At 64.1% G+C, this 12,615-nt stretch carries 16 protein-coding genes and 1 riboswitch; of the genes, 11 read left to right on the plus strand and 5 right to left on the minus strand.

The features are described from left to right. Positions 1 to 162 precede the first annotated feature (162 nt). The gene (locus tag Q9246_RS00595; protein WP_306394635.1) at positions 163 to 558 is read left to right on the plus strand and encodes a hypothetical protein; all 396 of its coding nucleotides are present in this window, start codon (positions 163 to 165) and stop codon (positions 556 to 558) included. On the opposite strand, the gene Q9246_RS00600 is transcribed toward Q9246_RS00595, so the two are convergent. Further along, a complete protein-coding gene (locus Q9246_RS00600; RefSeq protein ID WP_306398282.1) occupies positions 559 to 783 on the minus strand; it encodes a YkgJ family cysteine cluster protein in 225 nt (74 codons plus the stop codon). On the opposite strand from Q9246_RS00600, the gene Q9246_RS00605 reads away from it, so the two are divergent. From Q9246_RS00605 to Q9246_RS00625, 5 genes are all read left to right on the plus strand, one after another. Continuing rightward, on the plus strand, positions 761 to 889 hold the full coding sequence (locus Q9246_RS00605; RefSeq protein WP_306398286.1) for a hypothetical protein: 129 nt from the start codon (positions 761 to 763) through the stop codon (positions 887 to 889). The genes Q9246_RS00600 and Q9246_RS00605 overlap by 23 nt on opposite strands. Positions 890 to 1,045: 156 nt before the next feature. After that, on the plus strand, positions 1,046 to 1,687 hold the full coding sequence (locus Q9246_RS00610; RefSeq protein ID WP_306394636.1) for a TetR/AcrR family transcriptional regulator: 642 nt from the start codon (positions 1,046 to 1,048) through the stop codon (positions 1,685 to 1,687). A 174-nt stretch (positions 1,688 to 1,861) separates the two neighbouring features. Next, complete coding sequence (locus Q9246_RS00615; protein ID WP_306394637.1) at positions 1,862 to 2,515, plus strand: protein-L-isoaspartate O-methyltransferase family protein; 654 nt, start codon at positions 1,862 to 1,864, stop codon at positions 2,513 to 2,515. A 9-nt stretch (positions 2,516 to 2,524) separates the two neighbouring features. Beyond that, the gene (locus Q9246_RS00620; protein ID WP_306394638.1) at positions 2,525 to 2,848 is read left to right on the plus strand and encodes a rhodanese-like domain-containing protein; all 324 of its coding nucleotides are present in this window, start codon (positions 2,525 to 2,527) and stop codon (positions 2,846 to 2,848) included. A gap of 37 nt (positions 2,849 to 2,885) precedes the next feature. Beyond that, a complete protein-coding gene (locus Q9246_RS00625; protein WP_306394640.1) occupies positions 2,886 to 4,244 on the plus strand; it encodes a TolC family outer membrane protein in 1,359 nt (452 codons plus the stop codon). A 156-nt stretch (positions 4,245 to 4,400) separates the two neighbouring features. Here Q9246_RS00625 and ribB read toward each other — a convergent pair whose 3' ends face one another. From ribB to Q9246_RS00645, 4 genes are all read right to left on the minus strand, one after another. Then, positions 4,401 to 5,048, minus strand: a complete 648-nt coding sequence (ribB, locus tag Q9246_RS00630) for a 3,4-dihydroxy-2-butanone-4-phosphate synthase (RefSeq protein ID WP_306394642.1) — start codon at positions 5,046 to 5,048, stop codon at positions 4,401 to 4,403. Positions 5,049 to 5,149: 101 nt separating this feature from the next. After that, positions 5,150 to 5,302, minus strand: a riboswitch (FMN riboswitch). 68 nt (positions 5,303 to 5,370) lie between these two features. Beyond that, positions 5,371 to 5,784 carry a lactoylglutathione lyase gene (gene gloA, locus Q9246_RS00635; RefSeq protein WP_306394643.1) on the minus strand — a complete coding sequence of 138 codons (414 nt, stop codon included), beginning with the start codon at positions 5,782 to 5,784 and terminating at the stop codon, positions 5,371 to 5,373. A gap of 99 nt (positions 5,785 to 5,883) precedes the next feature. Next, positions 5,884 to 6,315, minus strand: coding sequence for an OsmC family protein (locus Q9246_RS00640; protein WP_306394644.1), 432 nt, complete (start codon positions 6,313 to 6,315; stop codon positions 5,884 to 5,886). A 4-nt stretch (positions 6,316 to 6,319) separates the two neighbouring features. After that, complete coding sequence (locus Q9246_RS00645) at positions 6,320 to 6,643, minus strand: hypothetical protein (RefSeq protein ID WP_306394646.1); 324 nt, start codon at positions 6,641 to 6,643, stop codon at positions 6,320 to 6,322. A gap of 145 nt (positions 6,644 to 6,788) precedes the next feature. On the opposite strand from Q9246_RS00645, the gene Q9246_RS00650 reads away from it, so the two are divergent. The 5 genes from Q9246_RS00650 (at position 6,789) to hemH (ending at position 12,417) form a co-directional block, all read left to right on the plus strand. Continuing rightward, entirely contained in the window at positions 6,789 to 7,700 is a 912-nt protein-coding gene (locus Q9246_RS00650; protein WP_306394648.1) for a DUF3667 domain-containing protein, read from the plus strand. Positions 7,701 to 7,830: 130 nt separating this feature from the next. Next, the gene (locus Q9246_RS00655) at positions 7,831 to 8,733 is read left to right on the plus strand and encodes an NAD kinase (RefSeq protein ID WP_306394649.1); all 903 of its coding nucleotides are present in this window, start codon (positions 7,831 to 7,833) and stop codon (positions 8,731 to 8,733) included. 65 nt (positions 8,734 to 8,798) lie between these two features. Then, positions 8,799 to 10,463, plus strand: a complete 1,665-nt coding sequence (gene recN, locus Q9246_RS00660) for a DNA repair protein RecN (RefSeq protein WP_306394650.1) — start codon at positions 8,799 to 8,801, stop codon at positions 10,461 to 10,463. A 285-nt stretch (positions 10,464 to 10,748) separates the two neighbouring features. Next, positions 10,749 to 11,177: an organic hydroperoxide resistance protein gene (locus tag Q9246_RS00665; RefSeq protein ID WP_306394652.1), complete on the plus strand. Its 429-nt coding sequence runs from the start codon at positions 10,749 to 10,751 to the stop codon at positions 11,175 to 11,177. A 136-nt stretch (positions 11,178 to 11,313) separates the two neighbouring features. Then, a complete protein-coding gene (hemH, locus tag Q9246_RS00670) occupies positions 11,314 to 12,417 on the plus strand; it encodes a ferrochelatase (protein ID WP_306394654.1) in 1,104 nt (367 codons plus the stop codon). Positions 12,418 to 12,615 lie beyond the last annotated feature (198 nt).

The following is a 12,615-nucleotide window of genomic DNA, read 5'->3' on the forward strand; positions in this document are numbered from 1 at the left end:
GTTGGGCTAACTGAACCGTACGAGGATTTTTGCACCTGTGCCGGCCCGGCCCGGACCGCGTATGGACGCGCACGCGAATGAAAAAAGCGCTTGCATCGAATGTGAAATCGCGTGCTACACTAAAACCATGAGTAATCCTGCACTCACCCAATGAGTCTAATATTGGTCATCGTCCTTGCCGGGCTGTCCTGGCTGGCATTCCATGACTGGCAGTTGCCCAATGCATTACGCTACCGACCCTTCCAGGGCCGGGTCTGGCGCAGTTCCTTCCCATCCGCTTCCCGTAAAGACATCCGCGAATTCCTGTCCGTGTTCGGCGCCGCCTTCTCGTTCGGCGACAGCGACAAGCTGCACCTGCGTCCCGACGACCAGGTGCTGGGCGTCGTGCGCGCCGCCCGGCCGGCGCGCTGGATGCCCGATGCCTCGGACATCGAGCCGCTGGCGCGCGCGCTGCGCGAACGCTATGGTTTGCGGCTTGATGACGTCTGGCACGACGGGTTGACCCTGGGCGGCCTGTTCCAGCGAGTGCAGCAGGCGCGCGGCAAGTCGGCTATCTGATCAATGCGGCACGGAGCCGGGCGCCGTCGCCCGCTCCAGTTCGGCCAGCCAGCGAATCGCCTGCGGGCGATCGTCGCCGCACATCTCGTGCGACGGTTGCAGGCCGCCGCAAAATGCCGGCCGTTCCGGCTGCCCGAAAATGCGGCAACGCTCATCCTCTCCCAACTGCACGCAACGCACCCCGGCCGGTTTACCGTCGGGCATGCCGGGAATCGGACTGGTGATGGACGGCGCGGTGCAGCAGGCGCCGCACTGGGGCCGGCACGGGAAAGGGGCGGACATGGAAAGCGGGAACGGCGTGGTCGAAGTGCGCAAGTATACCCTGGTCTAGCGCCTATCCAGCCCGCATCGGCGGTGTCATGACAGATGAATCTACGGTCAGTACGATATTTCACGTAATATAGTTTCGGTTATACAACGGTTGCTTGACTGGGCTGACAAGCGCGGTCTATATTGATTGTTCCTTGGATAATTTCTGGGCGGGAATATGGACTGCCAACTCGACAGCAAGCCGCGCTGGGAACGTCGCAAGGAGGCGCGTCCCATGGAACTATTGGCTTCCGCCATCGAGCTGTTTGTCGAGCGCGGCTTTGCCGCTACCCGGCTCGAGGACGTGGCCCGCCGCGCCGGGGTGTCCAAGGGGACGCTCTACCTGTACTACGCCAACAAGGAAGACCTGTTCAAGGCCGTGGTGCGCCAGACCATCCTGCCGATGATCGACGACGCCGAGGCGTCCGTGGCCGAATTCGATGGCCACAGCGCCGAGTTGCTGCGCCAGGTGATCCTGTCGTGGTGGACCCGCATCGGTTCGACCAAGGCCTCCGGCATCAGCAAGCTGATCCTCGCCGAGGCCGATAATTTCCCCGAGCTGGCGCGTTTTTATCAGGAAGAAGTCATGACGCGCCGCATGCGCATGATCTCGAACATGCTCGAGCGCGGCATCCGACGCGGCGAATTCCGCGCGATCGACGTGCCGCAGACCGCCCAGGTGCTGATCGCGCCGCTGTTGATGCTCTCGACCTGGAAGCATACCGTCGGCCCCTGCGAGCGCTGCGACCTGCAGCCCGAAGCCTTCCTCGCCGCCTTCCTCGACATTACCCTGCACGGCCTGGTTCCCGCGACCAGGTAAGCACGCCCATCAGCCTGCCCATCGCGCCAGGGGCGAATTTCTGGCGTTCATCCCCCTCAAACTGCAGACTGTCGCAATTTTCCGCTGGCTCGGCCGTGCGTCGTTAAGATGTGCGTCCAGAGAGCCTTGAACGATTAGAATATCGGATTATTTATTTTTCCACCGAGAACTGAAATGAATATCGAACAAGCCCGCTTCAATATGATCGAACAGCAAATCCGTCCTTGGAACGTATTGGACGAGGACGTGCTCGCCCTGCTGCACGTGGTCAAGCGCGAACAATTCGTGCCGAAGGCCTACGAGAACCTGGCCTTCGCGGACGTCGAGATCCCGCTGCCGGGCGGCGAAGCGATGCTGAACCCGAAGGTCGAAGCGCGCATGGTGCAAGAGATCGCGGTCAAGAAGCATGAGCACGTGCTCGAGGTCGGCACCGGTTCCGGCTACATGACGGCGCTGCTGGCGCACACGGCGCACCACGTGACCAGCGTCGAGATCCAGCCCGAGAGCGTGACCCTGGCCAAGGAAAACCTGGCGCGCGCCGGTGTGACCAATGTCAACGTGGAAGAAGGCAATGGCGCCCATGGCTGGGCGGCCGGTACCGAATACGACGTGATCGTGGTGACGGGCGGCCTGCCGGTGCTGCCGGAAGCGCTGGTCAAGCAGCTGAAGGTGGGCGGCCGCATGATCGCCATCCTGGGCGAGGCGCCGGCGATGAGCTGCCAGCTGATCACCCGTACCTCGGAAACGGCGCACGGTTCGGTGAAGGTGTTCGAGACCGTGGCCAAGCCGCTGACCGGCGCCGAAGCGCCGTCGCGCTTCACCTTCTGAGGGCGATCGATGCGACAGATGACCGCTCCCGAGTTGGCCGCCTGGCTGGCCGACCCGGCGCGCGAGCAGCCGCTGCTGCTCGACGTGCGCGAGGACTGGGAATTCGAGACCTGCAAGATCGCAGGCTCGACCCAGATCCCGATGCATTTGATTCCGGTCCGCGTGAGCGAGATCGACGACGACAGGGAGGTGGTGTGCATCTGCCACCACGGCGCGCGCAGCATGCAGGTGGCCGCCTTCCTCGAACGAAATGGGTTCGGTAACGTAACGAATTTAACGGGCGGGGTACACGCCTGGGCCGTACAGGTCGATCCGTCGATGCCGAAATATTGACCTGATCCTCAACTTGATGACTCCTGTGGAGATAGCAATGCAGAAACCCCTACTTGCCGTGCTGCTGGCCAGCGCTGGCTTCTCGCTCAACGCCGGTGCTGCCGACCTGATCCAGGTTTACCAGCAGGCGCTGGCCAACGATGCGACGTATGCGAGTGCGCGTGCCTCGCTGGCCGCCGGCCGCGAGCGGATCACCCAGGGGCGTGCTGGCTTGCTGCCGACCGTGGGCCTCAGCGGGGGGATCAGCAAGAACGACAACGAATTCGATCCGTGGAATATCGGTCAGGTCGGCACCTTGCCGAACGGCCAGCCGGGCATCATCGACGGCAGCGGCTCCAACCTGCGCACCAACGAATACACGCTGTCGCTGCAGCAGCCGCTGTATCGCTGGGATCGCTGGCAGACCTACCAGCAGAGCAAGCTGCAGCAGGCGATCTCCGAAGCGCAGTTCGCCCAGGCCCAGCAAGACCTGATCACGCGCGTGGCCACCGCCTATTTCGACGTGCTGGCGGCGCAGGACAAGCTGGAATCGACCCGCGCGCAGAAAGAAGCGACCACCGAACAGCTGGCATCGGCCAAGCGCAACTTCGAGGTGGGCACCCAGACGATCACCGATACCCACGAGGCACAGGCCGCGTACGACCTGGTGCTGGCGCAGGAATTCGCCGCCGTCAACGACCTGGACAACAAGCGCAACACGCTGCAGACGATCATCGGCACGGCGCCGGGCAACCTGGCCTCGCTCAAGCCGGGCGTGACCCTGGCGGTGCCGCAGCCGGCTTCGGTCGATCCTTGGGTGTCGTCGGCCGAGAACCAGAACTATGGCGTGACCGTCGGCCAGCTGCAGGTGGAAATCGCGATGCGCGACATCTCGCGCAACCGCGCCGGCCACCTGCCGACCGTCGACCTGGTCGCCAGCTCGACCCGGCGCGACGTCAACGGCCGCACCGGCAGCTCGGGCGATACGAAGAACAACGCGATCGGCGTGCAGTGGAGCGTGCCGATCTTCAGCGGCTTCGCCGTGACCAGCCGGGTGCGTGAATCGATCGCGCTGGAAGACAAGGCCCGCAACGACCTCGAATCGACCCGCCGCAACGCGGCCCTGCAGGCGCGCCAATCGTTCCTGGGCGTGAACAGCGGCCTGGCCCAGGTCAAGGCGCTGGAAGCGGCGGAAGTATCGAGCCAGTCGGCGCTGGAATCGAACAAGCTGGGTTACCAGGTCGGCGTGCGCATCAATATCGACGTGCTGAACGCCCAGCGCCAGCTGTACCAGACCCGCACCGACCTGTCGCGTGCGCGCTATGACGTGATCATCAATGGCCTGCGCCTGAAGGCGGCGGCCGGTTCGCTGCGCGAGGCGGATCTGGTGCCGGTGAATAGTCTGCTGGGAGAGTGATCTGTCAAGCCTGCGCCGTCATGCGCAGGACGTGAAAAAAGCCCCTTGGCCAGCCGCTTGGCCAAGGGGCTTTTTAACGTCGGCAGTACCACCACCGCTGGCAACCGTCGCTCCCACGAAGGTGGGAGCCCAAGTTTGCCAGCAGCCCTGTTCTGCTTACAGCGCCCGCGCCCGCCGCCACTGGATCAGTTCAGCGATGGTCAGGATCGGGAAAGCACGCTCCTCGGCGAACTGCTCGATCTGCTCGCCGCGCATCATGGTGCCGTCCGGGTTCATCAGCTCGCACAGCACGGCGGCCGGTTGCAGGCCGGCCAGCTTGGCCAGGTCGACCGAGCCTTCGGTATGGCCGGCGCGGGACAGCACGCCGCCCGGCGTGGCGCGCAGCGGGAATACGTGGCCGGGCCGCACCAGGTCGTCCGGCTGGGCATTGCGCGCGATCGCGGCCTGGATCGTCGAGACACGGTCGGCGGCCGAGACACCGGTGGTCACGCCATGGCGGGCTTCGATCGAGACCGTGAATGGGGTGCCGTAGCGGCTGCCGTTCTCGGGCGCCATCGGCGGCAGCTCGAGCGCGCGCACCTTGTCGTCGGACAGGCACAGGCAGACGATGCCGCTGCATTCGCGGATCATCAGGGCCATGGTTTCAACACTCAGTTTTTCGGCGGCGACGATCAGGTCGGCCTCGTTTTCGCGGTCGAAGTCGTCGAGCAGGATGACGGGAATGCCGGCGCGCATGGCGGCCAGGGCGGCGGCGATACGGCCTTCCAGGTCGTTGCTGTGAAGGGTGTAGGTAGGGACTAACATGTGAAACGCTCCTCGCATGGGTTGGCGAAAAACGCATCAGGGCAAAGCGAGACCGCGCACCTGTTCAACCGCAGTATGCAGGTGACCAGGCGCATGACAGCGCACATCTTCTTTCATCCGGACTATACCGTCGGCCCTGGCTTCTCACCAGGTCTGCTGACCCTGTTCAGTGACAACCTGAACAGGCGCTCGCGGGCTCGACCTGTGAAGGTCATACCGCCGGTGGGGAATTGCACCCCGCCCCGAAGACGTAATTACAGTGTGATTGCCTGTTGGATAGGCGAGGGGATTGTAGCAGCGAGCAAAAGTTTCTGCTTGGGGTCTAGTTGCTCAGCCCACCGCCGCCAGCATGGTCGGCACGTTCGATCAGTTCGACCTTGTAGCCATCGGGATCGGTGATGAAGGCGATCACGGTGGTGCCGCCCTTGACCGGACCCGGTTCGCGGGTGATGTTGCCGCCGGCCGCGCGCACCTGGTCGCAGGTAGCGTAGATGTCTTCGGCCGAGATCGCGATGTGGCCGTAGGCGCTGCCCATGTCGTAGCTGTCGGTGCCCCAGTTATAGGTCAGCTCGAGCTCGGCGTGGTCGGGGTTGCTGCCGTAGCCGAGGAAGGCCAGGCTGTACTTGTACTCCGGGTTGTCGCTGGTGCGCAGCAGTTTCATGCCCAGCACCTTGGTGTAGAAGTCGATGGAGCGTTGCAGGTCGCCGACCCTCAACATGGTATGCAGGATGCGCATTTTGGCTTGCCCTATGTGTTTCGAAGAACCGCCATTTTATGCGTTCGACGGCTTCCTTGCCGGAGCCGCCGAAGGCAGGACGGCCCGCGGCACGCCGGATCAGTTCTCGAGCCTGGCGTCGAGCGTGATCTTCGCGTTCAGCAGTTTCGAGACCGGGCAGTTTTCCTTGGCCGTGTTGGCTGCCTTGTCGAAGGCTTCCTGGCTGGCGCCGGGGATCTTCGCCACCAGCTCCAGGTGCACCGCCGTGATCGAGAAGCCGTCATCGACTTTTTCCATCGACACGGTCGCCTTGGTGCGCAGCTCGTCGGCGGTGAGGTTGGCCTTGCCCAGTTGGCCCGACAGCGCCATCGTGAAGCAGCCGGCGTGGGCTGCGCCGATCAGCTCTTCGGGATTGGTGCCCGGTGCGTCCTCGAAGCGGGTATTGAAGCCGTAAGGCTGGTCCTTGAGAGCGCCGCTGCCGGTCGAGACCTGGCCTTTGCCGTCCTTGATACCGCCGCTCCAGACGGCGCTGCCATCGCGTTTGATCGTCATCTGTTTACTTCCTTTCCTTGTCGTCGTTGTCTTCGGGTGCAGGCTCGGCGTCGTGGTCGCGCATGTCGCGATGCCGGTCGGGCTGCGGCTTGGCCTGGCCGCTGGCGCCGGGGGCGGGATCGACCGCCTCCGAGATGCCGGGCGTGTTGCGCGAGTCGGTGTCAACCAGGCCCTGCTCGAGGTCCTTGGCCGCCTGCTTCATGACGCCGCGCGGCTCCTGGTCTTGCCCATCGGGCGTCTCGTCGCGTTCATGCGGCTGGCGTTTGACGCCATCGTTGCTCATCGGTTCCTTGGTATTGACGAACCGGTCCTTGGATTCGGTGACCATGGTGCTCTCCTTTGCATTTTCGTCATCATCATCCTAACGGTCTGCCAGTGAACGGGTCGCGCAATTGAATCGCGTAATTTGAAGATGCTTTTTTGCAATTACATGGCTAAGATGGGAGGCTGAATGTATTGACCGAAGGCGCGCCGTGAGCACCGACACCCTGAGCCACCACACCGACATCGCCTGCAAGAACTGTGGCGCGACCACGCAGGGCAACTACTGCCAGCAATGCGGGCAGGCCACCCACCTGCATGTGCCGAGCGCGCGCGAATTCCTGCACGAGTTCATCGCCCATTACGTGGCGCTGGAAGGCAAGCTGTGGAAGACACTGGCCCTGCTGATCGCCCGCCCGGGGGTGCTGACCCGCGAATACATCGAGGGGCGGCGCGTACGCTACCTGGAGCCGCTGCGCGTCTATCTCACATTCAGCATCATCTTCTTCGCCATCTTCAAGCTCAGTGGAACGGAGATGTTGATCCAACTGGGCGATCCGACGCCCGAGCTGGCGGCTGCGGTGGCCGACGGCCGCGCCAAGGACACCCTGTTCGGCCCAGCGCTGCCCGAACATGCCGATCAGTTCGAAAGAACAGTCGGCAAGGTAAAGGAGCGCACCAGCACGATGCATCCGGTGTTGCAGGAAAAAGTGGCGCGCTTCTCCGCCATGTCGCCGCAAGAACAGAGGGCGGCATTCAAGCTGGTGTTCTTCAGCTACACGCCCTACGCGATCTTCGCCATGATGCCGCTGTTCGCGTTCTACCTGAAGCTGCTGTACCTGGGGTCGGGGCGTCGCTACGGCGAACACTTCCTGTTCGCCCTGCATACCAATGCCTTCGCCTTCATGCTGCTGTCGGCGATGATCCTTGTGCCCGCCAGCTGGAGCTTCGTTGTCTTCATGCTGCTGGTCTGGCTGACGTTTTACCTGCCAGTGGCGATGCGCCGCGTCTATGGCGGCGGCTGGACCGTGACCATCGTGCGCTGGCTCCTGCTGATTTTCGCCCACACGATCAGCATCGCCTCGGCCGTATTGACGGTGTTCAGCCAGGTACTGATGACCTGAACTTGCAGGTCAGGGGCGGCGCCCGCTATACTGTTCATCTATACAGTAATGGCCGAGCGCCGTATGGCAGCCGCAGGGATTATCGGTTAATCTCCAGCGTGTCGTTCAACCCTATACCGCAGAGACCGTCATGCCCGCTTCGCCCCAACCGCAACAGATCATCGCGCTCGTGGTGCGGCACAATACGGCAGGTGTCGAAGAGCCGGTCGGCCGCATCCGCGATTTCCTGCAAGCGGCGGGCTACCGCGTAGTCTTCGAAGCCGATACCGCGGCCAATCTGCAGCTCGATCATATCGATTCGATGACCGTGGCCGAGATCGGCGCGCAGGCCAGGATCGGCATCGTGGTCGGCGGCGACGGCACCATGCTGGGCATCGCGCGCCAGTTGGCCGAATACGACATCGCCCTGGTCGGCATCAACCTGGGCCGGCTCGGCTTCATCACCGACATCCCGCTCGACGACATGCTGCCGGCACTGGGTGAGATCCTGCAGGGCCGCTCGCGCGCCGAAGAACGCACCCTGCTCGAGGCGCGCGTGATGCGCGACGGCGAGCAGATCTTCTGCAGCGTGGCCGTCAACGACGTGGTGGTGGCGCGCGGCACCGGCGCCGGCATGGTCGAACTCAAGCTGACCGTCGACGGCCAGTTCATGTACAACCAGCGCTCGGACGGCCTGATCGTGTCCACGCCCACCGGCTCCACGGCGTATGCGCTGTCGGCCGGCGGGCCGTTGCTGCATCCGAGCCTGGGTGGCACGGTGCTGGTGCCGATCGCGCCGCATGCGCTGTCGAACCGGCCGATCGTGGTGCCCGATACCAGCGAGATCGTGGTCGAGCTGGTCAGCGGGCGCGACATCAGCGTGAACTTCGACATGCAGACCTTCACCAGCCTGCAACTGGGCGACCAGATCGTCATCTCGCGCTCGCCGCACACGATCACCTTCCTGCATCCGCTCGACTGGAGCTACTACCACACGCTGCGCCAGAAGCTGCACTGGAACGAATACCCCACCAACGACGGCCGGCTCAAGTAACACGCCGGCTTCATCGTCCGACTCGTCCGCCACAGAATCGCCAATCACCGGAGACCCGATTTTTCATGCTGCGCACACTGACCATCCGCGACTTCGTCATCGTCGACGCCATCGAACTGGAGTTCTCGAACGGCTTTTCGGTGTTCACCGGCGAGACCGGCGCCGGCAAGTCGATCCTGATCGATGCGCTGCAACTGGCGCTGGGCGGGCGCGGCGACGCCAGCATGGTGCGCGAAGGCGCGGCCAAGGCCGATATCACGGCCGATTTTTCGCCGACCGAGGCGGCCAGTGCCTGGCTGGTGCAGCATGAATTCGCCGTGGAGGAGGGCGGGGCGCTGCTGCGGCGCGTGATCGACAACGCCGGCCGCTCCAAGGCCTATATCAATGGCGTGGCTGCTACCGCGGCCCAGTTGCGCGAACTGGGCGAGCTGCTGGTCGACATCCACGGCCAGCATGCCCACCAGTCGCTGCTTAAGCCGGACGCCCAGCGCGCGCTGCTCGACAACCAGATCGCGGTGCGCGATCCGCAGGCGCGGATCGAGGCGCAAGAGGTGTCGCAAGCCTGGCGCGCCTGGCGCGCGCTGGTGCGCCAGCGCGAAGAGTACGAGACCAATGCCAAGAACGTGCTGATCGAACGCGAGCGCCTCGAGTGGCAGGTGAGCGAGCTCGACAAGCTGGCGCCGAAGGCCGGCGAGTGGGTCGAGATCAGCAATGAACACAGCCGCCTTTCCCACGCCGCCAGCCTGCTCGAAGGCGCGCAGGAAGCGCTGGCGGCGATCTCGGAATCGGAGCATCCGATCCTGTCGCAGCTGTCTTCGCTCAATGCCAAGCTGGGCAAGCTGGTCGACGTCGACGCCCAATTGCAGGCGGTGCTCGACTGCATGGAGCCGGCCCGCATCCAGCTGCAGGAGGCAGTGTCCGAGCTGAACAACTACATCGACAAGGTCGAACTCGACCCCGACCGCCTGCGCGAAGTCGATGTCCGCATGGACGCGCTGCACAGCGCTGCCCGCAAGTACCGCGTCACGCCTGAAGAACTGCCACAAGAGCACGCGGCGCTCGGCATCAAGCTGCGCCAGCTGGCCGATGCCACCGATATCGAGGGCTTGCGCAAGCAGGAAGAAAAAGCCAAGGGTGTGTATATGGACGTGGCCGGGCGGCTGTCGAAGCGCCGCACCAAGGCCGCTCTTGAGCTCGGCACGCAGGTGACGGCGGCGATGCAGGAACTGAGCATGAGCGGCGGCAGTTTTGCCATCGGTCTCAATAGCGGCGAGCCGGGCGCGCATGGCCTGGAACAGGTCGAGTTCCTGGTCGCCGGCCACGCCGGTGTGGCGCCGCGGCCGTTGGCCAAGGTGGCGTCGGGCGGCGAACTGGCGCGCATCTCGCTGGCGATCTCGGTCATCACGTCCAACGCGACCACGGTGCCGACCCTGATCTTCGACGAAGTCGACACCGGCATCGGCGGCGGCGTGGCCGAGGTGGTGGGGCGCCTGTTGAAACGCCTGGGCCAGCAGCGGCAAGTGCTGTGCGTGACCCACCTGCCGCAGGTCGCGAGCCAGGCCAACCAGCACTTCCAGGTGGCCAAGGGCACGACCGGCGAGGGCCGCACGGTATCGCGCATCGACGTGCTCGATAGCCGCGCGCGGGTCGAAGAGGTGGCGCGCATGCTGGGCGGGATCGAGATTACCGAGACTACGCGCAAGCATGCGCGGGAGTTGCTGGCTTCGTGACGACGCTGAAGTAGCCCGCAGCCTCAGCACGTCGTTCCCGCGAAGGCGGGAACCCAAGTTGGATGCGTACCATCACGGTTTGATGCAGCCGGCTGCTCGAAGGACTTGGGTTCCCGCCTTCGCGGGAACGACGTTATCAGGGCGCGGGCACCAGCGTAGTTCCCGATCCGCACCTATCCAATTAGTCGTCATGTCGCTTTCTTCATTCTGTGGCAGAGTGATGTTCGACCTGCAGCCCTCACGCCGCAGCATCGTCCACCAACCTCAACCATGGAAGGAAATCGCATGAGCATCGAAAAAGTCCTGTACCGCGCCCAAGCCACTTCGCAAGGCGGCCGTGAAGGCTCGTCCAAAAGTTCCGATGGCGTCCTTGACCTGAAACTGAGCACGCCAAAAGAACTGGGCGGTGGTGGCGGCCCGGGCACCAATCCGGAGCAGCTGTTCGCGGCCGGCTACTCGGCCTGCTTCCTCGGCGCCCTGAAATTCGTCGCCGGCCAGGCCAAGGTCACGCTGCCGCAAGACCTGACCATCACCGGCGACGTCGGCATCGGCCAGATCCCGACCGGCTTCGGCATCGAAGTCGACCTCACCATCTCGGCCCCCGGCATGGACAAGGCGCAGCTGGAAGAACTGGTCGAGAAAGCCCACATCGTCTGCCCTTATTCGAACGCCACCCGCGGCAATATCGACGTGCGCCGCCACGTGAACACCTGATTCCCGGCAGATAAAACAGTTTCCGTGGCGGCAGCGCCACGGAAGGCGGTGGCGCCGCTCCGGCAAAGGAAGGCGCCATCCGATTTGCCGACAGCCCCCACTTATAATAGACAGCTTATATTTTCTTCCACTGTCTATGCCATTTCGTAAAGAACCGCCTCATCTCCACGGCGCCGTACCGCACAGCGCGATCGTCCTGGTCAACCTCGGCACCCCGGACGAGCCGACCCGTTCGAGCGTGCGCCGCTACCTGAAGCAGTTCCTGTCCGATCCGCGCGTGGTCGAGATCCCCAGCCGCATCTGGTGGTTCATCCTGAACCTGTTCATCCTGCCGTTTCGCTCCGGCCAGTCGGCCGCCAAGTACCGCACCATCTGGACCCGCGAGGGTTCGCCCCTGCGCATCCATACCGCCCAGCAGGCGGCCAGACTGCAGGCCATGCTGGCCGAACGCGGCCACGAAGACGTCAAGGTGGCGATGGCCATGCGCTACGGCTCGCCGGCGCTGCCCGACGTGCTCGACCAGTTGAAGGCCGACGGGTGCGACCGCATCGTCGTGCTGCCCGCCTACCCGCAATATTCCGGCACCACCACCGCCTCGATCTGGGACTCGGTATTCCAGCACTACGCCCGCGTGCGCAACGTGCCCGAGCTGCGCCTGGTGAAGCACTACCACGACCACGAAGGCTATATCCACGCGCTGCGCGACAATGTGCAGGCCTACTGGGACGCCCACGGCCGCGGCCAGAAGCTGGTGATGAGCTTCCACGGCACGCCCAAGCGCACCCTGGAACTGGGCGACCCGTATTTCTGCGAATGCCAGAAGACCGGGCGCCTGCTGGCGCAAGCGCTCGGCCTCGGGCCGGACGAGTACCTGGTCACTTTCCAGTCGCGCTTCGGCAAGGCCGAGTGGTTGCAGCCATACACCGCGCCGACCGTGCAGCAACTGGCGCGCGACGGGGTCGAGCGCATCGACGTCATCTGTCCGGGCTTCACCAGCGACTGCCTGGAGACGCTGGAAGAAATCTCGATGGAAGTGCGGCACGACTTCGAGTCCAACGGCGGCAAGGACTTCCATTACATCCCCTGCCTGAATGCCTCGCCTGCGTGGATCCGCGGCATGGCCGAAATCGCCGAGCAGCACCTGATCGGCTGGCCCACGATCCAGACCCCGGCCCAGCGCGAAGCGCGCCGCCTCGACGCCGAGCGCGGCGCGCAGAACGCGGCCCGCCTGGGCGCTTGAGCCCGCCTGCCGGCGCCAGGCCGGCATCGATTCCATGGGCGCCACCAGCGCTTGCTTATTGACAACCTGCTAAAATGCCAGGTTGTTGGTGCTGGGTGGCGTATTTATCCCATTTTCAGATGACATCCCTGCAATTCCCCTTGAAATTGTAGGAGATCGCCCCATCTGGGGCGCTGTGTATCGATCAGGATACGTTTT

Source organism: Telluria beijingensis (genome assembly GCF_030770395.1).
Lineage (GTDB): Bacteria > Pseudomonadota > Gammaproteobacteria > Burkholderiales > Burkholderiaceae_D > Telluria > Telluria beijingensis.

Bases quoted from the DNA above. Each gene is read 5' to 3' on its own strand.
- Q9246_RS00655 (WP_306394649.1), top strand. From the start codon at position 7,831: ATGCCCGCTTCGCCCCAACCGCAACAGATCATCGCGCTCGTGGTGCGG.
- Q9246_RS00615 (WP_306394637.1), top strand. From the start codon at position 1,862: ATGAATATCGAACAAGCCCGCTTCAATATGATCGAACAGCAAATCCGT.
- Q9246_RS00620 (WP_306394638.1), top strand. From the start codon at position 2,525: ATGCGACAGATGACCGCTCCCGAGTTGGCCGCCTGGCTGGCCGACCCG.
- gloA (WP_306394643.1), bottom strand. From the start codon at position 5,784: ATGCGCATCCTGCATACCATGTTGAGGGTCGGCGACCTGCAACGCTCC.
- Q9246_RS00640 (WP_306394644.1), bottom strand. From the start codon at position 6,315: ATGACGATCAAACGCGATGGCAGCGCCGTCTGGAGCGGCGGTATCAAG.
- Q9246_RS00665 (WP_306394652.1), top strand. From the start codon at position 10,749: ATGAGCATCGAAAAAGTCCTGTACCGCGCCCAAGCCACTTCGCAAGGC.
- ribB (WP_306394642.1), bottom strand. From the start codon at position 5,048: ATGTTAGTCCCTACCTACACCCTTCACAGCAACGACCTGGAAGGCCGT.
- Q9246_RS00605 (WP_306398286.1), top strand. From the start codon at position 761: ATGCCGGGAATCGGACTGGTGATGGACGGCGCGGTGCAGCAGGCGCCG.
- recN (WP_306394650.1), top strand. From the start codon at position 8,799: ATGCTGCGCACACTGACCATCCGCGACTTCGTCATCGTCGACGCCATC.
- Q9246_RS00610 (WP_306394636.1), top strand. From the start codon at position 1,046: ATGGACTGCCAACTCGACAGCAAGCCGCGCTGGGAACGTCGCAAGGAG.
- hemH (WP_306394654.1), top strand. From the start codon at position 11,314: ATGCCATTTCGTAAAGAACCGCCTCATCTCCACGGCGCCGTACCGCAC.
- Q9246_RS00625 (WP_306394640.1), top strand. From the start codon at position 2,886: ATGCAGAAACCCCTACTTGCCGTGCTGCTGGCCAGCGCTGGCTTCTCG.
- Q9246_RS00645 (WP_306394646.1), bottom strand. From the start codon at position 6,643: ATGGTCACCGAATCCAAGGACCGGTTCGTCAATACCAAGGAACCGATG.